At 73.2% G+C, this 24,827-nt stretch carries 24 protein-coding genes; 13 read left to right on the top strand and 11 right to left on the bottom strand.

Annotation, left to right across the window (positions count from 1 at the left end):
- The first annotated feature begins 128 nt into the window (after nt 1-128).
- From E1165_RS01655 to E1165_RS01630, 6 genes are all read left to right on the top strand, one after another.
- On the top strand, nt 129-1,631 hold the full coding sequence (locus E1165_RS01655) for a glycosyl hydrolase 53 family protein (RefSeq protein ID WP_132386944.1): 1,503 nt from the start codon (nt 129-131) through the stop codon (nt 1,629-1,631).
- Between the two features lie 229 nt (nt 1,632-1,860).
- Complete coding sequence (locus tag E1165_RS01650) at nt 1,861-3,123, top strand: cellulose binding domain-containing protein (protein WP_305792141.1); 1,263 nt, start codon at nt 1,861-1,863, stop codon at nt 3,121-3,123.
- Between the two features lie 388 nt (nt 3,124-3,511).
- Nucleotides 3,512-4,594, top strand: a complete 1,083-nt coding sequence (locus E1165_RS01645) for a Gfo/Idh/MocA family protein (protein ID WP_132386940.1) — start codon at nt 3,512-3,514, stop codon at nt 4,592-4,594.
- Complete coding sequence (locus E1165_RS01640; RefSeq protein ID WP_207916443.1) at nt 4,591-5,550, top strand: PmoA family protein; 960 nt, start codon at nt 4,591-4,593, stop codon at nt 5,548-5,550. Before E1165_RS01645 ends, E1165_RS01640 begins: the two co-directional genes overlap by 4 nt.
- Entirely contained in the window at nt 5,547-6,299 is a 753-nt protein-coding gene (locus tag E1165_RS01635; RefSeq protein WP_132386938.1) for a cupin domain-containing protein, read from the top strand. Before E1165_RS01640 ends, E1165_RS01635 begins: the two co-directional genes overlap by 4 nt.
- A gap of 166 nt (nt 6,300-6,465) precedes the next feature.
- Entirely contained in the window at nt 6,466-7,188 is a 723-nt protein-coding gene (locus E1165_RS01630; protein ID WP_243704538.1) for an RraA family protein, read from the top strand.
- Here E1165_RS01630 and E1165_RS01625 read toward each other — a convergent pair.
- From E1165_RS01625 to pip, 4 genes are all read right to left on the bottom strand, one after another.
- On the bottom strand, nt 7,172-8,746 hold the full coding sequence (locus tag E1165_RS01625; protein WP_132386936.1) for an FMN-binding glutamate synthase family protein: 1,575 nt from the start codon (nt 8,744-8,746) through the stop codon (nt 7,172-7,174). The genes E1165_RS01630 and E1165_RS01625 overlap by 17 nt on opposite strands.
- A 44-nt stretch (nt 8,747-8,790) precedes the next feature.
- Nucleotides 8,791-9,204, bottom strand: a complete 414-nt coding sequence (locus E1165_RS01620; RefSeq protein WP_132386934.1) for a VOC family protein — start codon at nt 9,202-9,204, stop codon at nt 8,791-8,793.
- A 135-nt stretch (nt 9,205-9,339) separates the two neighbouring features.
- Nucleotides 9,340-10,176 carry an endonuclease/exonuclease/phosphatase family protein gene (locus E1165_RS01615; RefSeq protein ID WP_132386932.1) on the bottom strand — a complete coding sequence of 279 codons (837 nt, stop codon included), beginning with the start codon at nt 10,174-10,176 and terminating at the stop codon, nt 9,340-9,342.
- A gap of 249 nt (nt 10,177-10,425) precedes the next feature.
- Complete coding sequence (pip, locus tag E1165_RS01610; protein WP_132386930.1) at nt 10,426-11,373, bottom strand: prolyl aminopeptidase; 948 nt, start codon at nt 11,371-11,373, stop codon at nt 10,426-10,428.
- 46 nt (nt 11,374-11,419) lie between these two features.
- Between pip and E1165_RS01605 the strand changes: the two genes are divergently transcribed.
- The 5 genes from E1165_RS01605 (at nt 11,420) to E1165_RS01585 (ending at nt 17,130) form a co-directional block, all read left to right on the top strand.
- The gene (locus tag E1165_RS01605; RefSeq protein WP_132386928.1) at nt 11,420-11,941 is read left to right on the top strand and encodes a MarR family winged helix-turn-helix transcriptional regulator; all 522 of its coding nucleotides are present in this window, start codon (nt 11,420-11,422) and stop codon (nt 11,939-11,941) included.
- 141 nt (nt 11,942-12,082) lie between these two features.
- The gene (locus E1165_RS01600) at nt 12,083-13,735 is read left to right on the top strand and encodes a serine/threonine-protein kinase (RefSeq protein ID WP_243704537.1); all 1,653 of its coding nucleotides are present in this window, start codon (nt 12,083-12,085) and stop codon (nt 13,733-13,735) included.
- 38 nt (nt 13,736-13,773) lie between these two features.
- A complete protein-coding gene (locus tag E1165_RS01595) occupies nt 13,774-14,619 on the top strand; it encodes a hypothetical protein (protein ID WP_132386924.1) in 846 nt (281 codons plus the stop codon).
- A gap of 72 nt (nt 14,620-14,691) precedes the next feature.
- A complete protein-coding gene (locus tag E1165_RS01590) occupies nt 14,692-15,699 on the top strand; it encodes a hypothetical protein (protein ID WP_132386922.1) in 1,008 nt (335 codons plus the stop codon).
- 207 nt (nt 15,700-15,906) lie between these two features.
- Nucleotides 15,907-17,130 carry an MFS transporter gene (locus E1165_RS01585; RefSeq protein ID WP_132386920.1) on the top strand — a complete coding sequence of 408 codons (1,224 nt, stop codon included), beginning with the start codon at nt 15,907-15,909 and terminating at the stop codon, nt 17,128-17,130.
- Between the two features lie 17 nt (nt 17,131-17,147).
- Here E1165_RS01585 and E1165_RS01580 read toward each other — a convergent pair whose 3' ends face one another.
- The 6 genes from E1165_RS01580 to E1165_RS01555 all read right to left on the bottom strand — a co-directional run bounded on the left by E1165_RS01580 (nt 17,148) and on the right by E1165_RS01555 (nt 22,542).
- Nucleotides 17,148-17,567, bottom strand: a complete 420-nt coding sequence (locus E1165_RS01580; protein ID WP_132386918.1) for a YchJ family protein — start codon at nt 17,565-17,567, stop codon at nt 17,148-17,150.
- Nucleotides 17,568-17,657: 90 nt separating this feature from the next.
- A complete protein-coding gene (locus tag E1165_RS01575) occupies nt 17,658-18,311 on the bottom strand; it encodes a C39 family peptidase (protein WP_132386916.1) in 654 nt (217 codons plus the stop codon).
- Nucleotides 18,312-18,729: 418 nt separating this feature from the next.
- On the bottom strand, nt 18,730-19,812 hold the full coding sequence (locus E1165_RS01570) for a magnesium and cobalt transport protein CorA (RefSeq protein WP_132386914.1): 1,083 nt from the start codon (nt 19,810-19,812) through the stop codon (nt 18,730-18,732).
- A gap of 99 nt (nt 19,813-19,911) precedes the next feature.
- Entirely contained in the window at nt 19,912-20,535 is a 624-nt protein-coding gene (locus tag E1165_RS01565; RefSeq protein ID WP_132386912.1) for a class F sortase, read from the bottom strand.
- Between the two features lie 94 nt (nt 20,536-20,629).
- A complete protein-coding gene (locus E1165_RS01560; RefSeq protein ID WP_132386910.1) occupies nt 20,630-21,115 on the bottom strand; it encodes a hypothetical protein in 486 nt (161 codons plus the stop codon).
- Between the two features lie 368 nt (nt 21,116-21,483).
- On the bottom strand, nt 21,484-22,542 hold the full coding sequence (locus E1165_RS01555) for a Gfo/Idh/MocA family oxidoreductase (protein WP_132386908.1): 1,059 nt from the start codon (nt 22,540-22,542) through the stop codon (nt 21,484-21,486).
- 75 nt (nt 22,543-22,617) lie between these two features.
- Here E1165_RS01555 and E1165_RS01550 point away from each other — a divergent pair, with 75 nt between their 5' ends.
- Together E1165_RS01550 and rnhA are read left to right on the top strand one after the other, a co-directional pair.
- Nucleotides 22,618-23,802, top strand: a complete 1,185-nt coding sequence (locus tag E1165_RS01550) for a lycopene cyclase family protein (protein WP_243704536.1) — start codon at nt 22,618-22,620, stop codon at nt 23,800-23,802.
- 154 nt (nt 23,803-23,956) lie between these two features.
- Nucleotides 23,957-24,442 (top strand): ribonuclease HI, encoded by a 486-nt coding sequence (gene rnhA / locus E1165_RS01545; protein ID WP_165945100.1) that lies wholly within the window; start codon nt 23,957-23,959, stop codon nt 24,440-24,442.
- Between the two features lie 9 nt (nt 24,443-24,451).
- Here rnhA and E1165_RS01540 read toward each other — a convergent pair whose 3' ends face one another.
- Complete coding sequence (locus E1165_RS01540; RefSeq protein ID WP_132386904.1) at nt 24,452-24,706, bottom strand: hypothetical protein; 255 nt, start codon at nt 24,704-24,706, stop codon at nt 24,452-24,454.
- Between the last annotated feature and the right edge of the window lie 121 nt (nt 24,707-24,827).

Below are 24,827 nucleotides of genomic sequence, written 5' to 3'. Positions count from 1 at the left end.
GGTCGGCCCTCTCGGCGTGGCTGTTCCGTCAACTCCGCACGCCAACCGCCCGCCCCGGCCGCCGTGCCGTGGGTGGGCCCCTTTGACCCGAGAACGGACCTCGCCATGGACATCTCCAGGGGGCATCGATGAAACCGTTGACGAGACTTTCGGCAGTCATGGCGGTGACGACGGCTCTGTCCGGCACCGCCGTCGTGCTGGCGCTCAGTGCGCATGCCGCCACCAACCGCTACGAGGCGGAGTCGTCACCCGCCGTGTGTGGTGGGGCGGTCGCCTCCAACCACTCCGGATACTCCGGCAGCGGTTTCTGCGACACGACCAACGCCGTCGGTGCCGCTGTCACGTTCACGGTGACCGCGCCCGCGGCGGGCACCGCCAACCTGGCTGTCCGGTTCGCCAACGGCAGCACGGCGAGCCGGCCGGCGGACGTCAGCGTCAACGGCGCCGTGGTGCAGTCCGCGCTCGGCTTCGAGGCCACCGGCGCGTGGACCAGCTGGGCAACCAAGGGCCTGAGCGTGCAGTTGGCCGCGGGAACCAACACCGTGCGGCTGGCCGCGACGACCTCCGGCGGGCTCGCGAACGTCGACTACCTCGAGGTCACCACCGCGGACGGTGGTGGCAACACCTCGATCATGCAGGGTGCGGACGTGTCGACCGGACAGCGGGCCCTCGATCTCGGGGCCCGGCACTACTACGCCAATGGTGTCCAGGGTGATGCGTTGGACATTCTCAAGAGCGCGGGCGTGAACTATGTGCGGTTGCGGATCTGGAACAACCCGCGTAGTGGTTACAACAACAAGGACAAGGTGTTGCAGTACGCCCGGACGGTGAAGGCCAAGGGCCTGAAGTTGATGGTGGACTTCCACTACTCGGACACGTGGGCGGATCCGGGAAAGCAGTTCAAGCCGGCGGCGTGGGCGGGTCATGGGATCGACCGGTTGACCACGGACGTGTACGACTACACGTACGACGTGTGCACGAGCCTGAGGGCGCAGGGCACGGTGCCGGACAGTGTGCAGATCGGTAACGAGATCAACACAGGGATGTTGTGGGACGACGGTCGGGTGGTGAACAACAACTTCACCAATCTGGGGCGGTTGCTGAAGGCGGGTTACAACGCGACGAAGGCGTGTAACAGTGGCACTCAGGTGATCATCCACACCGCGAACGTGGAGAGCGGCGCCCGGTGGTTCTACGACGGTATCCGGGCGCAGGGCGTGCAGTGGGACATCACCGCCCTGTCGTACTACTGCTTCTGGCACGGCAGCCTGTCCAACCTGGCCGGTGTGGTGTCGGACATGCGGTCCCGGTACGGCAAGCCGGTCATCATCGCCGAGACCGCCTACCCGCAGACCACGGCCAACTCCGACAGCACCCGGAACGTGGTCACCAGCGGCTGCTCGGGCTACGAGACGACGCCGGCCGGGCAGCAGGCGAACTTCGCCGCGGTGCAGAACACCGCCCGCAACGCCGGCGCCATCGGAATCTTCTACTGGGAGCCCACCTGGTACGCGGTGCCCGGCAACGGCTGGGACCCGGCTGACATCACCAACTCGGGCAACGAGTGGGACAACATGGCCGTCTTCGACCGCAACGGTCGCCTCAACCCCCACATCCGCTGGCTGCCGTAGCCGGCCCGTCCGCTCCATCCTGGCCGCGAGCCCTGGCCACCCAGCCGGGGCTCGTGGCGGGCGGGAGGCGCGCCGCGGTCACGCCCTCCGGAAGAGAACGTCACCGCCCCACGCTCGCACCTGACAGCCGACAAGGAGGCACCTCGCAATGCCCCAGAACGGAATCGAACACCATGAACCAAGCGGTTCGCGGGCCAACCGGCCCGCGGTCCGTCCCTCGCGTCGGCTGGTGAGGCGGGCCGGCGTCCTGGCCACGGTCGCGCTCTGCGCGTTGTCGATCGTGGCGGTGATCCGTCCGGCCTCGGCCGCGGACAATCCCTACCAGCGGGGCCCGGACCCCACCGCCGAGAGTGTGCGGGCCTCGCGCGGCACCTTCGCCACCACACAGGTGACCGTGCCGGCCGGGAACGGCTTCGGCGGCGGCGTGATCTACCACCCGACCGACACCAGTCAGGGGACCTTCGGCGCGGTGGCCATCGTGCCCGGCTACACCGCCACCTGGGCCGCCGAGGGGGCCTGGATGGGCCACTGGCTGGCCTCGTTCGGGTTCGTCGTGATCGGGGTGGACACCATCAACCGCAACGACTGGGACACCGCCCGGGGCACCCAGTTGCTGGCCGCCCTGGACTACCTGACCCAGCAGAGCCCGGTACGCAACCGGGTCGACGCGAGTCGCGCGGCGGTGATGGGCCACTCCATGGGTGGTGGTGGCGCGATGTCCGCGGCGCTGCGGCGTCCCTCGCTGAAGGCCGCGGTCGGGTTGGCGCCGTTCAGCCCGTCGCAGAACCTGACCAACACCCGGGTACCGACCATGCTCATCGCCGGGCAGAACGACGGCACCACCACCCCGGCCAGCATCAGCACCCTGTACAACGGGATACCGGCCAGCACCGAGAGCGCGTACCTGGAGTTCGCCGGTGCCGGCCACGGCTTCCCGACCTCGAACAACCCGCTCATGATGCGGGTGGTCATCCCGTGGCTGAAGATCTTTGTCGACAACGACACCCGCTACAGCCAGTTCCTGTGCCCGCTGACGGACCGCACCGGCATCACCCAGTACCGCAGCACGTGCCCGCTGACGCCGCCCGGTGCGCCCACCAGTCCACCCACCACCACCGCGCCGCCGACCCCGACGACGAGCCCGTCGGTGACTCCTTCGACGAGCCCGTCGGCGACCCCCACCACGCCGGCGCCCGATGGCGCCTGCCGCGCCACCTACCGCACCACCAACTCGTGGCCCGGTGGCTACCAGGCAGAGGTCACGGTGACCGCGGGCAACTCGCCGATCAACGGGTGGACCGTCCGATGGACGCTGGGCAGCGGGCAGAGCATCAGCCAGGTCTGGAACGGCACGCTGACCACCAGCGGCTCGGCCGTCACCGTGCGTAACGTGTCGTACAACGGCTCCCTCCAGCCGGGGACGTCGACCACGTTCGGGTTCATCGGCGGAGGCACGCCGAGCACCCCCGTGCTCGCCTGTGTGAGCCCATAGGCACGACGCTCACCTGGCACCCGCGGTCCGTGGCCGCACCGCGGCCCGAGCAGACCCACCAGCACGCCGTGGAGGTCGTCTGCCCCGACCCCCGGATGATGGCGCCGCCCCTACCGGGTGGCGCCATCATCCGTGCCCCAGCTCGCGCCGCCACCGGACGGGCGCCCGCGAAGGGGCGGCACGACGTCGGTGACCGAGCCGATATCGTCGTACCCGGCGGCGGCGACGTCGCGACCTGGGGCGAGGCCGGCGTCACACACCGTGCCGACGGTTGTGGTCGGTCAGACGTCGCCGACGGCGAAGCCCAGGTCGGAGTTGTCGTCGCTCTGTTCGACGAGACGACCTCCGCGCAGCGGCCACCCCCCGCACCGAAGGAGCAGCACCCCTCATGCCTCGACCCCGATACCGCACCGCGATCGTCGGCACCGGCGGCATCGCCAACGCGCACGCGCAGGCGCTGCGTGCGTACGACGAGCGTGCCGAACTGGTCGCGGTGGTCGACGTCGACCCCGACCGGGCGCGAGAGTTCGCCGCCAGGTGGGCTGTGCCGAAGGTCTACACGGACCTCGCGGAGCTGCTCGCCGACGCGCGACTCGACGTGATCCACGTGTGCACGCCACCCGTCTCGCACGCGCCGCTGGCCCTGCAGTGTCTGCGGGCGGGCGTCACCGTGCTGGTCGAGAAGCCCCCGGCGCTGTCGCTCGCCGAGCTGGACACCCTCGCCGCCGCCTCCCGGGCGTCCGGTGCGCACTTCGCCACCGTCTTCCAGCACCGCTTCGGGGCCGGCGCCATCCGGCTTCGCGAGATGGCCGCCGCCGGCCGGCTCGGCCGCTGTCTACTGGCCATCTGCCACACGCTGTGGTTCCGGGACGACGCCTACTTCGAGGTGCCGTGGCGGGGCAGGTGGGAGACCGAAGGCGGCGGACCGACCATGGGTCACGGCATCCACCAGTTCGACCTGTTGCTGTCGGTGCTCGGCCCCTGGGAGTCGGTGACCGCCGTCGCCGCCCGGCGCGCCCGCCGCGTCGACACCGAGGACGTGTCGATGGCGCTGGTCACCTTCGCCGACGGCACCGTGGCGTCGGTCGTCAACTCGGTGGTCTCGCCTCGGCAGACCTCGGCACTGCGGTTCGACTTCGAGTACGCCACCGTCGAGGTGGAGCACCTCTACGGTTACACCGACGACGACTGGACGGTCACCGCCGTCCCGGGCCACGAGGACGTGCGCACCGAGTGGGTCGCCACCCGGTCCGAGGCCGTCAGCGGCCACCCCGGGCAGCTCGCCGCCGTCTACGATGCCCTCGACGCCGGCGCCGCACCACCGGTCGGGCTCGTCGACACCCGCCGCACGATGGAGTTCGCCGCCGCGCTGTACGCCTCGGCGTTCACCGGTGAGCCGATTCGAAGCGGCCAGATCGACGCCGAGCACCCCTTCGCCACGCGCATGAACGGAACAGGAACCCCATGGTGAACAACGACCGTCCGATGACCTTCCACCTCGACCACGCCGTGGGACGCGCCGTCGACGTCCGGGCCGGCGACGTGGCGCTGTTCAGCTACGTGTACCGGCCGGACACCGCGCAGCTGGAATCGCCCAAGCCGTACCTGCACCCGATCCGTACCCTGGCCGGCGACGTCGTCTCGCTGTTCCGGCCGCACGACCACGTGTGGCACAAGGGCATCGCCTGGTCGCTGCCGAACGTGGGGGAGCACAACTTCTGGGGTGGCCCCACCTACCTGCGCGGTCGCTCCTACGTGCAACTGGACAACAACGGCAGCGCCGTCCACCGTGGCATGACCGCGCTGGCCGCCACGGACGCCCGCGCCGACATCGCCCACCGCCTGGACTGGATCTCCCAACAGGGGCGCCAGGTCATCACCGAACACCGCAGCCTCACGGCGACCGTCCTCGATGCCACCAGCTGGGTGCTGATCTTCGAAACCACCATGACGAACGTGTCCGGCGCGACCCTGAACATCGGCTCACCGACCACCAAGGGCCGCGAGAACGCCGGTTACGGTGGCCTGTTCTGGCGTGGCCCACGCTCCTTCACCGGCGGCACCGTCCAGTCGCCCTTCGGCACCGGCGGCGACGACCTGCGGGGTACCCGGTCCGGGTGGTTGGCCTTCCGCGGTCGCCACGACGAGACCGGGACCTCGTCGACGGTCATCATGATCGACGACACCGCCAACCCGCAGCACCCCCCGCAGTGGTTCGTTCGCACCGAGGAGTTCGCCTGCCTGTGCCCGGCACCCTTCTTCAGTGAGGAACTGCCCTTCGCGCCCGAGCAGACCATCACCTTCCGGTACGCGGTGCTCGTCGCCAGCGGCGACCACGGCACCGACGGCACCACGGCCCTCGCCGACCAGGGCCGCCAGGCCCTGGACCGGTGGACGGCCCCCTCGCCCACCGGGGAGCCGGCGTGAACCGCACCCCGCCGTTTCCCGGCGGCACCTCCGTGAGCAGGCTGTCGGTGTACTCCAGTCCCTGCGCCGACGGCCTGGCCGGGGGCACCCCCCATCTGCACACCGCCTCCACCGAGGCGTACGTCGTCACCGGTGGCGAAGGCGAACTGCAGACCCTCGACGCGTCCGGGTTCCGGTCGACGCCGCTGGCCGCCGGGATGACCGTCTGGTTCACCCCGGGCACCATCCACCGCGCCGTCAACCACGGCAGCCTGCAGGTCGTCGTCGTGATGCAGAACGCCGGCCTGCCCGAGGCCGGTGACGCGGTGATGACCTTTCCACCCGAGATCGTCGCCGACGCCGCCCGCTACACGGCCGCGGCGGCGCTACCGGCGAACGCGCCGGCCGGGGAGATCGACGAAGCTGTGCGACGACGGCGGGATCTGGCCGTCAGCGGGTTCCAGCGGTTGGTGGCCAGCGCGGACGCGGGAGACCTCGCGCCGCTGGAGCAGCTGTACGCCAGTGCCGTGGCGCTGGTGAGACCGAGGATCGCCGCCTGGCGGCAAACCTGGAAGGAAACCGTCGAACGCGAAACCCGGCACACGGCCGACATCCTCGACGCCCTCGAACGCGGCGACGGCCACCACCTACGGCAGTCCATGCTGCTGGGTTCCCCCGCCGGTGAAGCCGCACGCTGGGGCATGTGCGGGCAGCTGCGTACCCACGACGTCCGACAACCGGCGGTGCTGTCCGGGCCGACCCGATCCTGAACGTCGCCGGGTGACCCTTCCGGAACTCGCAGGCGGCAGGGTCCCGTAGGGCGATGTTCGGACGGGGCGACGGCTCGCGCCGTCGACGGCGGCGCGAGCCGGTCGCAGGCCGGTGGTGTGGAAGTGGACCGCCACGGGGGCGGGTACGCCGCCCTACCGTCAGGCGATGAGCAGTGCTGAGTTGTGCCGACGGTTCGCCTCGCTGACCACCGCCCACGTCGCTGATGCCTGCCTGCGTGCCGGGCTGCCGGTGCGCTGCGCGCCCGCCGCCGTCCGGCCGGTCGTTCCCGGCGGGCGGCTGGCCGGCCGGGTCACCCCGACCCGGCACGTCGGCAGCGTCGACATCTTCCTGGAGGCTGTCGACCGGGCAGCACCGGGCGATGGTCTCGTCGTCGACAACGCCGGACGCACCGACGAGAGCTGTGTCGGTGACCTCGTGGTGCGGGAGGCGCAGGCCGCCGGCCTGGCCGGCGTGGTGGTCTGGGGCCTGCACCGGGACACCGCCGACATCCGGACGATCGGGCTGCCGGTGTTCAGCCTCGGCACGATCCCCACCGGCCCGCTGCGGCTCGATCCGCGTCCACCGCACGCCCTCGCCCGCGCGCGGGTGGGACGGTGGACGGTGGACGACCACGACCTGGCCCTCGGGGACGACGACGGGGTGCTGTTCGTGCCAACCGATCGGGGAACTGTGCGACCTCGCCGCGTCGATCCGGGACACCGAGCGGCGGCAGGCCGAACGGGTCCACGCCGGTGTCTCCCTGCGCGAGCAGGTACGGTTCGACGCGTACCTGGCCCGGCGGGCGGCGGACCCGACGGTGACGTTCCGGGAGCATCTGCGCGCGGTCGGTGGCGCGATCGAGGAGTGAGCCTCAGCCGACCGCGGTGACCGACGGGGGAGCGCTGCCGCCCCGGGGCGCCTCCCCGGTCATCAGCGCGACGATTTCCGCCCGGTCGGCGGCTGACGGCAGCCCCCACCCGGGCCGGTAGCCGTAGACCTCCCGGAGCGGTCTGGACGAGGTCCGCCCGTCGAGGATCTCCACCGTGTCGGTGTCGATCAGCCCGGGGTGCTCCACCCCGCACGCCTCGGCGACCTTGACGAGATCCCGCCGTAGGGTACGCACATAGCTGGCGGCCCGCACCGACTTCAGCTTCGGGTCCAGCCCCCGGGCCAGCCACCTGTTCTGGGTGGCCACGCCGGTGGGGCAGGTGTCGGTGTGGCACTTCTGCGCCTGGATGCAGCCGACCGCCAGCATCGCCTCCCGGCCGACGTTGACCATGTCGCAGCCGAGCGCGAACGCGACGACGGCGTTGTCCGGCAGCCCCAGCTTGCCGGACCCGACGAAGACCACGTCCTGGTGCAGACCGCGCTCGGCGAAGGTCTTGTAGACGCGGGCGAAGCCCTGCTGGAACGGCAGCGACACCGTGTCGGTGAAGATCAGCGGCGCGGCGCCGGTGCCGCCCTCACCGCCGTCCACGGTCACGAAGTCCACGCCGCGCCCGGTGTCGCGCATCAGTGTGGTCAGCTCCTCCCAGAAACCGAGGTCACCCACGGCGGACTTGATGCCCACCGGCAGGCCGGTCTCGGCGGCGAGCAGCTCCACCCAGTCCAGCAGGCTGTCGCAGTCGGAGAACTCGGCGTGCCGGGACGGGCTGACACAGTCCTCGCCCACCGGGACGCCCCGGGTCGCGGCGATCTCCGCCGACACCTTGGCCGCGGGCAGCAGCCCACCCAGTCCCGGCTTCGCGCCCTGGCTGAGCTTCACCTCCAGCGCCCGCACCGGCGCCCCGGCCACCAGGTCCTTGAGCCGGGCAAGGTCGAACCGGCCCCGGGAGTCGCGGCAGCCGAAGTACGCGGTGCCGAGCTGGAAGACCAGGTCGCCGCCGTTGCGGTGGTACGGCGACAGTCCGCCCTCGCCGGTGTTCTGCAGGCAGTCCGCCAGCGCCGCGCCCCTGTTCAACGCCGCCACCGCGTTGCCGGACAGCGAACCGAAGCTCATCGCGGAGATGTTGACCACCGACGGGGGCCGGAACGCCTTCGCCCGCCCGCGCGCCCCGCCGAGCACCTTCGCCGCCGGCAGGCGCACGTCGTGACCCGCCGCGGGGGCCGACGGCGGCACCGCCCGGCCGAAGGTGCGATGCTTGATGATCGGATAGCCGGGGGTGTACTCGATGTCGTTGTCGGTGCCGAAGCCGAAGTAGTTGTTCTGCTGCTTGGCCGAGGCGTAGATCCAGCGTCGCTGGTCGCGGGTGAACGGGCGCTCCTCGTTGTTGCCGGCGACGATGTACTGCCGCAGTTCCGGCCCGATCGACTCCAGCAGGTAGCGGGCCCGGCCGATCACCGGGAAGGTGCGCAGCAGCGCGTGGTCGCGCTGTAGGAGGTCGCGGGCGGCGAGGCCCGCGAGGGCGGCGACGACGACGGGTACGGCTCGACCGGTCCACTTCATGCCCGGCACTCTTTCCGGTCCCGCCGCCGGTCAAACAGTCCCGGTCAGGTCGGCGACTGGCTGATGTTGACCATCCAGGGGGTGCCGAAGCGGTCCTCGCACTGCCCGAACTCGTCGCCCCACATCTGCATCTCCAGCGGCATGCTCACCACCCCGCCGGCGGAGAGCTGCCGCCACCAGCGGCGCAGCTCGTCGGCGTCGTCGCCGCTGAGGCAGACGCTGTGGGCGTTGCCGCGTCGGAGTTCCATGCCGGGTGGCATGTCCGAGGCCATCAGCACGTGCCCGCCGGCGGTGCGCAGCATGCCGTGCATGATCTGGTCGGCGACGGCCGGGTCGTCGGTGCCGAACTCGCCGAACGTGGTCAGTGACAGGTCCCCGCCGAACACCTGCTGGTAGAACTCCATCGCCTCGCGCGCGTTGCCGGCGAAGTTCAGATACGGGTTGAGCTCCGAAGCCACGTTGCCCCCTCGATCGACGACCTGGCCATCGTCGCACCACCAGGCGCGGTGCCGGAGTGGTACACGCCGGTCAAACCACGACAAGGTGCCTCGCCCGTGTCGGCGGGGACGCCCATCCGGGGCGCAGCGCGGCGGTCAGCGGTCCGGATCGTGATCGACGGTGACGGCGGCCAGCAGCCCTGGATGGTCGGTCGCGCCGTTCATGCCGACCGGCCGCAGGCCGTCGACCGTGATGTCGGTCGTCACCACGATCTGCTGCACGCCTCCGTCGTCGACCCGCAGGTGGCCCGCAGGCACACAGGCCCGCACGTCGGGTGAGCCGCCGGTCCGCAGGTTCAGGTCGCCGGCGAGCACGGTCGGCAGGTACCCGGCGCGACGGCGGATCTGCGGCACGACGCGGTCGATCAGGTGGCGGCACTGCGCGAGTGCGACCGCCCGGTCGAAGGCGGCCAGGTGCGTGGTGCAGGCATGGGCGACGCCGGGCGCGTGGACGCAGAGCCAGGCCCGCATCTCGGGATCCTTGACGTCCTGGACCGGGTAGGTCCCGCCGAGGACCGTGTGCCCCCGGTGCGGCGCCGCGAGATGCGCCAGCAAGCCGATGCCGTACGGCTGGCCGTCGCGGCACCGGGTGACGTCGCCGCTCGGTCGGTCACCGGCGGCCTGGAACGCCGCCACGACCCTGCCCCCGGGGTGGACGTCCGCCAGCACGCGCTCCAGGGCGGGCAGGTCGTCCTGGCAGATCTCGTTGAGGGTGATCAGGCGTGGTGTCTCGGCGCGGATCACCTCGGCGGCCCGGGAGATCGCCCGGCCCGTGTAGCAGCCGGCGCGACCGCTGTTGCACAGGTTCATCTGGAGTACGCCCAGCGAGGTGGGACCGGTGCCGGCCGCCGGTTCGGCCGGCACCGCGGCGGCGGCGATCAGGCAGAGGGCGGCCACGAGCCGCCGCAGAACGTCGTACGAGAGATCCGCCATGCACCCGCCCAGGAATCGGTCGACGCGAGTCTAGTCGGCGACCCGGGCCCCTCCTCGCCGCGCTCGACGGGAGGAACGGGTGGCCGTCCACAACGGAGCGGGAAGAACGCGGCCGACGTCCACCGAACCCGGGTCCCGCGCGGTGCGCCGACTGCTGGCTGACGTGATGGCGTTCGAGGAGGTCAACCGGGACCGCGGCTGAGGCGGGGGCGGCGCTACGAGCGGATGCGCCGGGGGCGTCCTCGCGGTTCAGCCGGCGAAGCGGTCGCACGCCCGGCGCAGGTGTCGCCGGGTCTCCCGGGTGCCCAGGTGTCCGGCGTCCTCGACCATGATCAGTTCGGAGCCCGGCCAGGCGCGGTGCAGTTCCCAGGCCGTGGTCGGCGGGCTGCCCAGGTCGAGTCGCCCGTGGATCAGCACCCCGGGAATGCCGGCGAGGCGGCCGGCGTCGCGGATCAGCGTGCCCTCGGCCAGCCAGGCGCCGTGCGAGAAGTAGTGGGCGCAGATCCGCGCCAGTGCCGTGCGGGCCGGCGACGGCCGGTCGCCGTACGGGGTGCCGCCGCCCTCCGCCGACACCACCGCGTCCTCCCACGCGCACCAGTCGCGGACCGCCCGGTCCCGCACCGCCGGGTCCGGATCCGCCAGCAGCCGGGCGTACGCCCCGACGACGTCACCGTGCCGGTCGACGCCGGCCCCGGCGAGGAACCGTTCCCACTGTTGGGGGAAGAACCGGCCCACGCCCCGGTACAGCCAGTCGATCTCCGATCGCCGGGTGCTGGTGACGGCGGCGATGACGATCTCCGAGACGCGTTCCGGGTGCCGCTCGGCGTACGCCAGGATCAGTGTCGATCCCCACGAGCCGCCGTGCAGCAGCCAGCGCTGCACGCCCAGGTGCGCCCGCAACACCTCCATGTCGGCCACCAGCCGGTGGGTGGTGTTGTGCCGCAGGTCGGTGGCCGGGTCGGCGGCGTGCGGGGTGCTGCGACCGCAGCTGCGCTGGTCGAACAGGATCACCCGGTAGCGGGCCGGGTCGAACAACCGGCGGACGCCGGCGCCGCAACCGGAACCGGGTCCACCATGCACGACCAGGGCGGGCTTGCCGGCCGGGTTGCCGCAGGCCTCCCAGTACACGCGGTGGCCGTCGCCGACGTCGAGCATTCCGTGGTCGTACGGTTCGATCGGCGGATACCACTCGTCCATGGCCGGACCTCCCAGGAGATACAACAGTGCTGTTACATTACGGCACATGCCCATCCCGATCTCCGGCCCCGCGATCCTCGGCACCCGGTTGCGGCATCTGCTCGAACTGCTCGACCACGACGTGGCCGCCGTCTACGCCGGCCTGGGCCTGCCTGGTTTCCGGCCCCGGTACGCCCCGGTGCTGCGCACCCTGGTCGACACCGGCCCGGCGTCCATCCGGGCGCTGGCCACGGCCACCGGCGTCACCCATTCCGCCGCCAGCCAGACGGTCGCGCAGATGGCCAGGGACGGACTGGTCACGCTCGCCCCCGGCGCGGACGCCCGACAGCGCGTCGTGCGCCTCACCGCGCGGGCCCGGTCGCTGCTGCCGGCCCTGGACGCCGAGTGGGCCGCCACCGCCGCCGCGGCCGAACGCTTCGAGGCCGAGCTGTCGTACCCGCTGAGTCGGCTCGTCGACGAGGCGGTCGCCGCGCTGCGCCGACGCCCGATGCGGCAACGGATCGCCGACGTGGCGCCCCACCTCGCCCCACCGGTAGTCGAGGGGCCGCGGCACCGGCCCCGGGGGTAGTCCGAAACCCATCCGCGGCCACGACTGTCCGAACGCCGGGAAAACAGCCGATGCGCCGATGGCCCCGATCACCGTCCGGGTGAGAATGATCAGCGTGGCACTGATCCTCGACCGCTCCCGGCAGACCGGGGGGACCGCAGCGTGACCGCCGACTGGCAGCTGTCCGGTTACACGCCCGTGCGCGAGCTCGGCGCCGGCGCGTCCGGCCGCGTCCTGCTCGCCACCCACGACGCGAGCGGCGTACCCGTCGCCATCAAGTACCTCAACAGCTCCGTCGGCGACGATCCCTCCTTCCGGGTGGCGTTCCGGGAGGAGGCGCTGCTGCTCGTCGAGGTCGACGATCCGTACGTCTGCCGGCTCTACGAGTACGCCGAGTCGCCGCTCGGCGCGGCGATCGTGATGGAGCTGGTCAACGGGGTGTCGCTGCGGCAGATGCTGCGCACGCACGGCCCCACCGAGCCGGAGGCGGCCCTCTGCGTCCTCAAGGGCTCGCTCGCCGGGCTGGCCGCCGCGCACGCCCGGGGGGTGGTGCACCGCGACTACAAGCCGGAGAACGTGCTGGTGGACGTCGAGGGGCGCAGCAAGCTCGCCGACTTCGGCATCGCCGTGCAGGCCGGCCGGGGCGGTGGCGCCTCGGTCAGTGGCACCCCCCGCTACATGGCGCCCGAGCAGTGGGCCGGGGCGCCGGCCAGTCCCGCCTGCGACATCTACGCCGCCACCGCCACCTTCTACGAGTGCCTCACCGGTCACCCACCGTACGACGGCAAGGACCTGTTCACCCTGCGTGACCAGCACACCTTCGCGCCGGTTCCGCTCGACCCGGCCCCGCGGCCGATGCACGACCTGCTGCGCGACGGCATGGCCAAGCGGCCGGCCGACCGGCCCCAGACCGCGCACGCCTTCCTCGCCGAGTTGGAACGCACCGCCGTGGCCGCGTACGGCGAGGACTGGGAGGAGCAGGGCCTGCGGCAGTTGGCCCGCCGTGCCGCACTGCTGGCCGCGTTGTTCCCGTTCCCCGACGGCTCCGGTGGCGCCACCAGCGTGGCGACCACGGGCTTCGGCGGCTCCTGGCTGTTCCCGCGGCGCGGCAGCACCCGCGCCGCGCTGCTGGGCAGCGGACTCGTCGCGGCCCTGCTGCTCGGCGGGGCCGGCTTCACCTACGCCGCCCGACACCCTCCCGCCCTGGCTCTCGTCGACGGCGCTCCCGCGCCCCGCGTCTCGGCGCTCGCCACGGTCGACCCGACGCTGCCCGTCGCGGCGCCCCCCATCACCGCCGTGTCACCCAGCCAGAGCCCGACCCCCGTGCCGACTCCGGGACCGGAGTCGGCCAGCCCGTCGGCCAACCGGACGCAGTCGGCCACCGCGACCCCCAGCCGGGCCCGTACGGTGCCGCCTCCGCCGCCGAGCCCTCCGGCGAGCACGAGCCCGCCTCCGCCGGCGGACGTCACCGCGCCGGTCGTCGGCAAGATGGACGTCAGCCCCACCGTCCTGTATCCGGGTGACTGCCTTCTGGGCGAGCAGTCCAGCACGGTCACCGCGACCGCCTCCGACGACCGGACCGCCGCCGACGACCTGCGGCTGTTCTTCCGCTACCCGCTGGACGGCGTCGTCCAGACGGTACGGATGACGAGCACGGGTGGTGGGGCCTTCCGGGGCACTTTCGGTGACCTCCCGGCGCCGGAGTCGACCACCCGTATCCCGGTCGAGGTCGTCGCCGTCGACGCCGCCGGGCACGTGTCGGCTCCGGCCGGCCCGACCCACGTGTCGCTCCAGTCGGACTGCCCTCTCGGCTAGGCGATCCGGCGACAGTTTCCGACGGGAGGTGACACCGGGTGACCGGACCGGACGAACCGAGCGAGCCGACCGTGCGCCTCGGCGTGCCCCGCGACGGGACCGACGAGACGGTGCGTTTCGGCACGACCGACGAGACGGCGCGCCTGGGCCCGACAGACCAGACGGCGCACCTGGGTACGGTCGATGAGACGGCGCGTCTGGGCGGCGACCCGACCGGCTGGGTGGACCGGAACGGGCACAGCGCCGGCCTCGACGCGACCCGGCCGGCCGCGAGCACCCACCCCATGCCGCCCGGCCAGCCCTGGACCGGGTACCCCGAGCCCACCGCCACCCGGACGCCCGGCGGCGCGGCGGGCATCCGACGGGGCGCACCCCCGGCCGGGCCGGCCGCCGAGACGCGTTTCGGACCCGGGGTGCCCACCACCCCGCCCGCCGCGCCGGCCTGGCCCACCTGGCCGCCGCCGCGCCGACGACCGCTGTGGCGGAGGCTGGTCTCCGCGCTGTCGGCGCTGCTGACCGCCGTGCTGGTCGCCGTCGTCGGCTTCTGGCTGTGGCAGCGGCTCGCCCCGTTGGAGGTCACCGGCGTGACGGTGGCCGTGCCACGACCGGCGGGACAGCGGTGCGACGTGACCGTGGACGTGGTCGCCACCGTGCGCACCAACGGGCGGGCCGGTGTGATCGAGTACCGGTGGCAGCGCTCCGGCGCACCGCCGGGCGCGCTGTTGACCGAGCGGGTCGGCTGGGGACAGCGCAGCGCCACCCTGACTCTCCAGTGGACGTTCAGCGGCGTCGGCACCGCCCGGGAGACCGCCACCGTCACCATCGTCACGCCCGCCTCCCCGCAGGCCGGCACCGAGGTGGCGTACGCCTGCCGGCCCTCCTGATCCGGCGTTTCCCCACCGGCGGGTCCGGGTAGGTCGAGGCCGACCAGACCGACGGACGTGTGGAGAGCACGCATGACAGACAACTTCGGCGACGCGGTGGGCGACACCTTCCGCGCCGTGCTGCTGTTCCTGCCCAAGGCGCTCGCCTTCCTGGCGATCCTGGTGGTGGGCTGGCTGGCGGCCAAGGCGGTCCTGAAGATCGTGGACAGGGTCCTGGAGCGGGTCCACTTCGACCGGGCGGTCGAGCGGGGCGGCATCAGGACCGCTCTCTCCCGCTCCGGGTACGACGCCAGTGACATCGTCGCCAAACTGGCCTACTACGGGGTTCTGCTGGTGACCCTCCAGCTCGCCTTCGGCATCTGGGGACCGAACCCGATCTCCGACCTGATCGCCGGGGTGATCGCCTGGCTGCCGCGCGCCTTCGTCGCGATCCTCATCGTGGTGGTCGCCGCGGCCATCGCCCACGCCGTCAAGGACCTCATCAGCAGCGCCCTCGGCGGCCTCTCCTACGGCCGGGTACTCGCCACCATCGCCTCGGCGTTCCTCCTCGGCCTGGGCGTCATCGCCGCGCTCAACCAGATCGGCGTCGCCACCGCGGTGACCACCCCGGTGCTGGTCGCCGTGCTCGCCACGGCCGGCGGCATCCTCGTCGTCGGCGTCGGTGGCGGCCTCATCCGCCCCATGCAGAGCCGCTGGGAGTCGTGGCTCAGCCGGGCCGAGCAGGAGTCCCGGCTGATCGCCACGCACGCCCGGGCCTACCGGGCCGGCAGACGTGACGTCCGGGCCCACCTGACCCCGACCGCCGACCCCGACGCCACCCAGGTCGTGCCGCGCGCCGCCGACCCCGACGCCACCCAGGTCGTGCCGCGGGTCGGGGACGTCGACGCCACCCAGGTCGTGCCGTCCCACGACGTGCCCGAGCCGACCGGACCGGTGGCCCCTGCCGGTGGCGTCGACGCCACCCGCCCCGCGGGCCCGGCGGTCGTGCCCCGGCAGGCGACGCACGACGGATCCGGCACGGACGACAGCGACGCCACCATGGTCATCCCACCTGCGGGCGGCGACGCCTCCGGCCGCTGACCGTACGACGCCGCCGGGTAGGGGTGGGATCGTTCGGATCCCACCCCGCCGCGTGTTCGCCGGGCCCAGGGGACACCCGGGCCGGGGATCTCCGGCTAGCATTCGACCATGACCTGGCGATGGTGATCCGGCCCTGAGGGCCGAGGCCGCGGACCACCGGTCGGACGCGCACGAGACGCGTCCCACCGGTTCCGTGGAAAGGCCCCCATGACCACCAGCTCCGCACCCGGGGTCCGCCGCCTGGCGGGCACCCTCTACGCGTACGCCTTCCTGGGCGACCTCATCCTGCTCTACCCGCTGTACACGCTGCTGTTCAGCGACACCGGCCTGTCGGTCGGGCAGATCTCCTCGCTCTTCGTCATCTGGTCGGTGACCGGCATCCTGCTGGAGGTGCCCTCCGGGGCACTCGCGGACGCGGTCTCCCGCCGCCTGCTGGTCGTCCTCGCGCCGCTGTTCGCCGGCGCCGGGTTCGCCCTCTGGCTGCTGGCCCCCTCGTACCCGGCGTTCGCTCTCGGCTTCGTCTGCTGGGGAGCCGGCGGTGCGCTCGGCTCGGGCGCTGTCGAGGCGCTGGTCTTCACCGAACTCGACCGCCTGGGCGCGGCCGGCCGGTACGCCCGCACCATGGGCCGGGCGAAGACCGCCGGTGTGCTCGGGGTGCTCGCCTCGATCGTCCTGGCCGGGCCGGTGTTCGCCGCCGGCGGTTACCCGGCCGTCGGCGTGGCCAGCGTGCTGGCCACGCTGCTCGCCGCCGCCGTGGCCGCCGCGCTGCCCGAACACCGCGAGGCCCGGGCACCCACGGCGGGGGAGGAGGGCGCGGACCTGGGCTGGCTGGCGAGCCTGCGCGCCGGCCTCGCCGAGGCTCGCGCCGATCGGCGGGTGCGCTCCGCGCTGCTGCTCGTCCCGGGGGTGACCGCCGTCTGGGGGGCCCTGGAGGAGTACACCCCGCTGCTGGCCCGGGACACCGGGGTCGCGGAGTCCTCCGTGCCGCTGTTGCTGCTGCTCGGTTGGGCCGGGGTGACCCTCGGTGGGCTGCTCGCCGCCCCGGCCGAGCGGCTGACCACCCGTGGCTACGCCGGGCTGCTGGCGTTCGCGGCGGCAGCGCTCGCCGCCGGGGCCGGGCTTCGGCACCCGGCGGGATTCGCGTTGCTCAGCGCCGCCTTCTGCGCCTTCCAGGTGGCCACCGTCCTGGCCGACGCGCGGTTGCAGGCGCGGATCGCCGACCCCAGCCGGGCCACGGTGACCTCGGTCGCCGGGATGGCCACCGACCTCACCGTGATCGCCGTCTACGGCGGGTACGCCCTTGTCGCCGGGGTCACCGACAACGCCGTCGCCTTCGTGGTCGCGGCCGTGCCGTACCTGGTGGTGGCGGCCTGGCTGGGCATCCGTCCGGCGCGCGGCCCTGTGCTGGCGGTGCGGGACGGCCCGAGGTGACCGACGGCGTCGCGGGGTCAGCCGGGCAGGGCGTCGAGGTACACCCAGCGGCCGTCGGCACGCACGAAACGGCTGCGTTCGTCGACGGTTCCGGGCCGCCCCGCCTGCCGGTAGTGGGCGCGGAACTCGACGGTGCCGGTGCTGTCGAGAAGGCCGCCCCGCTCGGTGTCCACGATCTCCAGTCGGGTCCACCGTTGCGCAGGGTCGAGTCGGAGCCGACCGGGCCGGGTCGAGGGGTGCCAGCTGCGCAGCAGATAGTCGGCGTCGCCGACGGCGAAGGCGCTGTAGCGGGAACGCATCAACGCCTCCGCCGTGCCGGCCGTCCCGTCGCCCCGGTGTAACGGGCCGCAGCAGTCGGCGTACGGCAGACCGGGGCCGCAGGGGCAGGGCCGGCCCGGGTCGTCGGTCGGTCCTCGCCGGGGTCCACGTCTCGCCACGGCCTTATCCTGCCCCGTCGACCAGCGCCGACGCGGGCGGGTACGCCGAAGGGCCGGCCCCGGGTGGGGCCGGCCCTGTCGGTCGGTGGGTCAGGAGGTGGCGTAGCCGCGGCTGGCGATCCAGTCGGCGAGGCTGTCGACGTGGATGTCGTAGCTGGCGGTGGCCGGGTTGGCGGAGTCGGCGATGGTGACGGTGTCGCCGTTGTCGCGGTAGCCGGTGACGGCGATGTAGTGGCCGCCTTCGTAGGAGTGGACGCCGCCGTCGGTGTCGGTGGCGCTGCCGGCGATGTTGGCGACGACGGCGTGGCCGTTGTCGATGGTGCGGACGATGTCGGCGCGCAGGGTGCCGGTCTGCCTGTCGTCGGCCTTGGTGTCCTTGATCTCCACCGAGTGGTAGGTGTTGGCGCCGGTCTCCTTGTTCAGGACCGGGGTGATGTCGTTGATGCTGTTGGTGCCGTTCTCGGTGGTGCCCATCTGCCTGGCCATGGCGTCGACGTCGATGTTCTTGCCGATGACGGACAGGGCGTTGCGGGTGGCGGCGGGGCCGCAGTAGTAGAAGTTCGGCTGGGCTTCGTAGTCGACCTTCAGCTCACGCTCGCCGTGGTTGCTGCGGTCGGTGGTGATCGTGGTCGCCTTCTCGGCCGGGGTGGCCTGGGCGGCGATGGCGGGGCCGGCGATGCCGACGGTGGTGGCGGCGAGGGCGGCGATGGTCAGGGTGGTGTTGCGGATCAGGTCGGTACGCATGGTGGATCGAACCTTCCGGTCGGGGGTGTGCGGCGGCCGCTGGGGGGCGGTGCCGCGAAGGGGAAGAGATCGTGTGCCCGGTGGCGTGGCCTGCGCGGGCGGTGCGGACGTCTGGCGGCGGGGCCTGCTCGGGCGTCCGGGGGGTGTAACCGATCCGGCGGGGCCCGCATTCCACGGGGCTGTGCCGGGTGCCGGGCGCGAGAGCGCCGGCGGTATGCCATGTACAACGCCGGGGCCCCCGGACCGATTCCACCGCCGGAGTGGCCCGGACCACGCCGTCTCCGCAGGTCAGACCGGACATCGCGCCCGGGCCGACGGCAACCGGACACCGGTGACGCGGCGGGGGCGGCTCGTCACGGCTGGCACGGGCCGACCTCGCGGCGCGGCTTGTCGGCCGGCGGGCCCGGCCGGGACGGGGTCAGAGCCAGCCGGAGCGGCGGAACAGCCGGTACAGGGTGACCCCCGCGGTCGCCATCACCAGCAGTGCCGCCGGGTAGCCGTACCTCCAGGTCAGTTCCGGCATGTGTGTGAAGTTCATCCCGTACACCCCGGCGACCGCGGTCTGGGTGGCGGCGATCGCCGCCCATGCCGCGATCTTGCGCATGTCGTTGTTCTGCTCGACGGCGAGCTGGGCGAGCCGGGACTGCACGATCGAGGTGAGCAACTCGTCGTACGCGGCGACCCGGTCGACGGCCCGGGCCAGCCGCCCCTCGACGTCGACGAACCACCGGCGCAGCCCCGGCGGCGGTCCGCCGTCGCGCCCGGCGAGCAGGGCGCGCATCGGCTCGGCCAGCGGCAGCACCGCCCGCCGGAACTCCACCACCTCCCGCTTGAGCTGGTAGATGTGCTGGATGTCGGCGTGCCGGTCGGGGGCGAAGACACTCTCCTCCACCCGTTCCAGGTCGTCTTCCAGGTGGGCGGCGACCTCCAGGTAGAGGTCCACCATCCGGTCGGTGACCGCGTACGCGACCGCCCACGGCCCCTCGGCCAGCACCTTCGGGCGACGCTGGATCTCCTCCCGGACGGCGCTCAGCGCGCCGGCGGCCCCGTGCCGGACGGTGACGACGAACCGGTCGCCGAGGAAGACCATCACGTCCCCGGTGTCGACCACCTCGGAGTTGGCGGTGAGTTCGGCGTGTGCGACGTACCCGGCGGTGCGCGCCACCAGCAGCGTCACCGCGCCGTGCCGCTGCACGGCGGGACGGTGCCCGTCGGCGAGGGCCTGCGCGACGAGCAGGTCGTCCAGGCCGAAGACCTGGCCGACGGCGGCCATCACGGCCGTGCCGGGCTCGTGCAGGCCGAGCCAGACGAACGTGTGGCGGTCCCGCCGAGCGCGTGCGTACGCGTCGGCGTAGTGCGGGCGGCCCGGCTCGCGGTGGCCGTTGACGTAGACGGCGCAGTCGACCACGGCGTCCGGGTTCCCCCGCCGGGAGGCCTTCGGCGGTGTCTCGTCGACGCGCCCGAGCAGCCGTCCGACCAGTGATCCCAGTCCGGGAAGCATCCCTGCCGTCACCGTTCGCCGCCCCACCCGCGCACCTCCGCCTCGCCGTGTCGAGGGCTCACCGTAGTACGGGCGTGCGGGGCGGCGGCAGGGCGGAGGTCAGGGCACGGCGCTGGCGCGTACCACGATGTTGTGGGAGTAGTCGCGGGAGCGTTCGTCGAAGCGCCCGCCGCAGGTGACCAGACGCAGCGCCGCGCCCGGTCCGCCCGGGCCGTAGACCAGCGCGGTGGGGAAGTTCCACTTCGGGTACGCCCCGACGCCGTCGACCGCGAAGGTCACCACCCGCCCGTCGGCGCGGGCGACCCGGACGGTGTCGCCGGGGCGTAGCCGGCCCAGGTCGAAGAAGACCGCCGGCCCGTCCCGGGTGTCGACGTGCCCGACCACGACGGCGTTGCCGGCCTCGCCGGGGCTGACCCCCGGGTGGTACCAGCCGGCCACGGTGGGCCGGTCCAGTGGCGGCACCTCCAGGGTGCCGTGCGGATCGCCGGCGACCGGCACGAGTTCGGCGTGCACGTCGATGGCCGGGATGTCGATGCGCAGCGGCGTGGAGCGGGGCAGCACCGGACCGGGCGAGCCGATGCGGTGCCCGCCGTGAGCGCCCGCTCCGGGCTGCGGCGGCCCCGTTGGGGTGGCGGTCAGTCCCGCGACGATCAGGCTGATGCCGGCTGTGCCGGCCACCGTCACCGCGGCCACCGCGCTGCGGGTACGGGTGAACCACGCCATCGCCCCACCTCCCCGACGGCGATCGGTCGGGGTGCCCGTCCGGTCGCCGTCGGCGCGGGCACCCGTCCCGAGGGATGGTGTGTGCTGTCCGGGGTCAGGCGACGGAGGCCGCCCGACGCCGACGGCGGACCAGGACGGTTGCCCCGAGCGCGGCGGCACCGGCCAGCGCACCTCCCGCGGCCAGCAGGCCGGTGGTGCCGTCGTCGCCGCCCCCGCCGGCCGGGGCGCCGCCGATGGGGGTGACGGTGAAGGTGGCGGTGCCGGCGGAGCTGCCGTCACCGCAGGTGGCGGTGACCGTGTAGGTGCCGAGGGTGAAGCCGGCGGTGAAGAGTTCGGCGCTCAGCCCGCCGCCGGCCGCGGCCGTGGTGGAGCGGACGTTCTGGTCCCGGTTCGGTCCGGTGACGCGGAAGAGCGCGTCGCCGGCCTTCGGGTTGCAGCCCCTAGCGGTGAGTACGACCGTGCCACCGACCGGGGTGGTGGCCGGGGACACCGTCGTCTCCGCGAGCGCGGCGGTCGGCAGGAGGAGCGTGCCGAGTCCCACGCCGAGCGCTGCCGATACGAGAACTGTCTGTGCCTTCATACGCGTCTTCCCTCACTTTTCGTCCGCTGTCTGCGTGGGACGTCGTTCGGGTGGCCAACTCCGTGACTAGCACCGGTGTGGCCAACACTAGGAGGGATGGGCACCGGGGTAGGGGTAAATGAGAAATCTTCGTTGCCGTCACGTGTTCTCCCTCTGCCCGGCAGAGGCGGACATGCCCGACCTCGCCACGAGTCGCCCGGGTCGTCGGCGCTGATCCACTCTGTCTCCACCCGGTGGGTGCGTCCGGAGCGGGACACCCTCGCCAGGCGACAGCCAGATTCAGCTAGCCTCCTAGGATGCTCAAGAGGGTGTGCGGTACGCCCGCGGCGGTGTCACCTCGCCGCGGCCGTGGATCGAGCCAGCCCGGATCAGCTACCGGCCGGGAGCACCACACCCTCGGCCGCGGAGCGGTGGGCCAGCTCGATCAACTCCACCGTGGTCACCGCGTCGGCCGGGTCGACTGGCATCGGCCCTCCGGCCCGTAGCGCCGCCGTCACCTGGGAGTAGAAGTCCTGGTAGCGGCCGGGTTCCGTGGGTACGACGCGCAGGTCGCCGTCGACGCCGAGGCGGCCGTACCGCTCGGCGGTGACCTCGCCCCAGCCGGGGCCGCCCGGCCGGCCGCCGGCGCGCAGCGCCTCCTCCTGCGCGTCGAGCCCGTACGTGGTGTACGCAACCCGGTCACCGAGGATCCGCAGTCGGGGCCCGAGCTGCGCGGCGACCGCGCTCATCCACAGGTGGGAGCGGACCCCGCCGGTGTGGGTGAGGGCCACGAACGCGTCGTCGTCGACCCGCGCTCCGGAGCGTCGCCGATCCACCTCGGCGTAGACGCTCCGCACCGGTCCGAACAGCTGCACCGCCTGGTCGACCAGGTGCGCGCCGAGGTCGTAGAGGGCGCCACCGGCGTCGTCGGACCCGGCGTTCTCCCGCCAGCCGGGCTTGACGACCGGCCGCCACCGTTCGAACCGGGACTCGAAGCGGGTCACCCGGCCCAGTTCACCGGCGGCGAGCAACCGCCGGACGGTCAGGAAGTCGCCGTCCCAGCGGCGGTTCTGGAAGACGGTCAGCGGCACGTCCCGCCGGGCGGCCTCGTCCACCAGCGCGCGGGCGTCGACGGCGGTGGCGGCGAGGGGCTTGTCCACCACCACGGGCAGGCCGGCCGCGATGGCGGCGCGGGCCATCGGCACGTGATGCCGGTTGGGGGTGGCCACCACGACGAGGTCCAGCGCCTGTGGGGTACGCCAGAGCAGGTCGGCGTCGTCGACCAGGCGGACCTCGGGGTGTTCCCGCCGGACCTGCTCGCGCCGCTCGGGGTTGGTGGTGACCACGGCATGCAGCCGCAGGCCGGGGGTGGCCGCGATCAGCGGGGCGTGGAACACCCGCCCGGCGATCCCGTACCCGAGCAGCCCCACCCGCAGCGCCTCACCCATCTGTGCCCCTTCCACCGGCTCCGTACCGAACCTACGCCCCGGCATGTTGCCGGGGCGGCGACCCGGTGTGGCAACGTGGACCCGGTGGACATCGTCGACCTGGCCCTCGTCGGCGGCGGCGGCGGCGCCGGTTGCCTGGTGCTCACCGCGCTGGACCGGCACGATCTGACCGGGCTGCGGATCGCGGTCGTCGACCCGGTGCGCAGGCGCGGCCAGGACCGCACCTGGGCGTTCTGGGGCGCCCCGGGGACCGACCTGGAGCCGGTGCTCAGCGCCAGTTGGCGGCGGGTGGAGGTGACCACGTCGGCGCGGCGGCGGGTGCTCGACCTGGCGCCGCTGCGGTACGCGATGTTGCGTTCCGCGCCGCTCTACGCGCGGGCGGCGGAGGCCGAGCGGCGGCTCGGCGTCACCCGGTGCGACGCGGCGGTCGGCGCGCTCGACGACGACGGCACCGGGGTGACCGTCCGCGACATTGACGGCCGGGCGCTGTTGCGGGCCGGGTGGGTGCTGGACTCCCGTCCCGGACCGCCCCGCCGGCCGGGGCGTACCAGCTGGTTGCAGCACTTCCGGGGTTGGTGGGTGGAGTCGGCGACACCGGTGTTCGACCCGGATCGGGCGGTGCTGATGGACTTCCGCACCCCGCAACCGGCGCGGGGTGTCTCCTTCGGGTACGTGCTGCCGGTCAGCGACCGGTACGCCCTGGTGGAGTACACCGAGTTCGCTCCGGCGTTGATCGACGACGCGGCGTACGACGCGGCGCTGCGCGGCTACACCCGCCTGCTCGGTGTCGATCTGACCCGGTCGGCGGTACGGGAGGTGGAGAACGGGGTGATCCCGATGACCGACGCTCCCTTCGACCGTCGGCCCTCAGCGCGGGTGGTGCGCCTCGGCACCGCGGGCGGGGCCACCCGGCCGTCGACCGGGTTCACCTTCTCCGCGATGCGCCGGCAGGCCGCGCAGGTCGCCGCCGCGCTCGCCGCCGGCCGGGACCCGGTGCCCCGCCCGGCGTACCCGGGCCGGCACCGGTGGATGGACGGGGTGGCGTTGCGGGCCCTGGACAACGGGAGGGTGGGCGGCCCGGAGTTCTTCGGGCGGTTGTTCGACCGCAACCCGCCGCAGCGGGTGCTGCGTTTCCTCGACGGCGACACCCGCCCGGTGGAGGACCTGGCGGTGATGCGGTCCAGTCCGCTGCTGCCGATGACCTCGGCCGCCGTCGGTGACGCCGCCGGTCGGCTGCGGGCCCGGCTGTTCCGGTCCTGAGCCGCGGGACCGTTGCCGCCCGAGGCGTGGTCTCCCGACCTTCGTCCCTGGGGTTGACCCCGCTTCGCTGGGCGGGTTGCACCCCGTCGGAGCTGGCGACGACGGACGGCCGGTTGGTGATGAGCACGGTGGGGCGGGGCGGTAGGTTCGGCGCGTGGCGGACGTGGCGGGTGGCAGGGTTGTGGAGATCTGGACCGACGGGGCGTGCAGCGGCAATCCCGGTCCGGGCGGCTGGGGCGCGGTGCTGCGCTACGGCGAGCACGAACGGGAACTCCGCGGCGGGGAGGCGACCCCGACCACCAACAACCGGATGGAGTTGACCGCCGCGATCCAGGCGTTGGAGGCGCTGACCCGGCCGGCCGCCGTTCGGCTGCACACCGACAGCACGTACGTGCGTAACGGCATCACCGGCTGGCTCGCCGGGTGGAAACGCAACGGCTGGCTGACCGCGGCGAAGCAGCCGGTGAAGAACGCCGACCTGTGGCAGCGGCTGGAGGCCGCCTGTGCCCGGCACGACGTGACCTGGCTGTGGGTCAAGGGGCACAACGGCCACCCGGAGAACGAGCGGGCGGACGCGCTGGCCAATCGGGGGATGACCGAGGCGCGGGCGGCGTTGGGCCCTCCCGCGACGGTTCGGTGAGGGGCTGCCCTACACCTCGCTGGCCGGGTTGACCGCGTCCCGCTGGGCGGGGTCGGCGGCCCCGGAGACGGCGTCGACGTCGTAGCCGGCGCGGCTGGTGTCCCGGGCCGACAGGTGCTCCTCGGCGGGCAGGTCGGCGAAGTCGTCGCCGGTGTCGTCGGTGCCGCGCAGGGAGTCGCCCGGCGGGCGCAGCGACGCCTCGTACGCCGGGGTGCCGTCCGGCTCGTCGGTGCTGGCCCGGTCGGTGCGCTGTTCGTCGGTCATGTCGACCTACCTGCCCGTCTGGTCGGCGGGCAAACACGTCACCGGTGGCGGCGTGCCGGTCGAGCTGACCGTGGTGGGGCAACCGCGTGCGATGCCGGGCGGCGTCGATCTGGCGGCCTAC

The sequence above is a fragment of the Micromonospora sp. KC723 genome (assembly GCF_004348595.1).
Classification (GTDB): Bacteria; Actinomycetota; Actinomycetes; order Mycobacteriales; family Micromonosporaceae; genus Micromonospora.
This window is presented reverse-complemented; position numbering and strand designations above follow the sequence as displayed.

Coding starts and splice junctions, on each gene's coding strand:
- E1165_RS01655 (WP_132386944.1), top strand. CDS start 129: ATGAAACCGTTGACGAGACTTTCGGCAGTCATGGCGGTGACGACGGCT.
- E1165_RS01645 (WP_132386940.1), top strand. CDS start 3,512: ATGCCTCGACCCCGATACCGCACCGCGATCGTCGGCACCGGCGGCATC.
- E1165_RS01630 (WP_243704538.1), top strand. CDS start 6,466: ATGAGCAGTGCTGAGTTGTGCCGACGGTTCGCCTCGCTGACCACCGCC.
- E1165_RS01625 (WP_132386936.1), bottom strand. CDS start 8,746: ATGAAGTGGACCGGTCGAGCCGTACCCGTCGTCGTCGCCGCCCTCGCG.
- E1165_RS01615 (WP_132386932.1), bottom strand. CDS start 10,176: ATGGCGGATCTCTCGTACGACGTTCTGCGGCGGCTCGTGGCCGCCCTC.
- pip (WP_132386930.1), bottom strand. CDS start 11,373: ATGGACGAGTGGTATCCGCCGATCGAACCGTACGACCACGGAATGCTC.
- E1165_RS01605 (WP_132386928.1), top strand. CDS start 11,420: ATGCCCATCCCGATCTCCGGCCCCGCGATCCTCGGCACCCGGTTGCGG.
- E1165_RS01590 (WP_132386922.1), top strand. CDS start 14,692: ATGACAGACAACTTCGGCGACGCGGTGGGCGACACCTTCCGCGCCGTG.
- E1165_RS01585 (WP_132386920.1), top strand. CDS start 15,907: ATGACCACCAGCTCCGCACCCGGGGTCCGCCGCCTGGCGGGCACCCTC.
- E1165_RS01575 (WP_132386916.1), bottom strand. CDS start 18,311: ATGCGTACCGACCTGATCCGCAACACCACCCTGACCATCGCCGCCCTC.
- E1165_RS01570 (WP_132386914.1), bottom strand. CDS start 19,812: ATGCTTCCCGGACTGGGATCACTGGTCGGACGGCTGCTCGGGCGCGTC.
- E1165_RS01565 (WP_132386912.1), bottom strand. CDS start 20,535: ATGGCGTGGTTCACCCGTACCCGCAGCGCGGTGGCCGCGGTGACGGTG.
- E1165_RS01560 (WP_132386910.1), bottom strand. CDS start 21,115: ATGAAGGCACAGACAGTTCTCGTATCGGCAGCGCTCGGCGTGGGACTC.
- E1165_RS01555 (WP_132386908.1), bottom strand. CDS start 22,542: ATGGGTGAGGCGCTGCGGGTGGGGCTGCTCGGGTACGGGATCGCCGGG.
- E1165_RS01540 (WP_132386904.1), bottom strand. CDS start 24,706: ATGACCGACGAACAGCGCACCGACCGGGCCAGCACCGACGAGCCGGAC.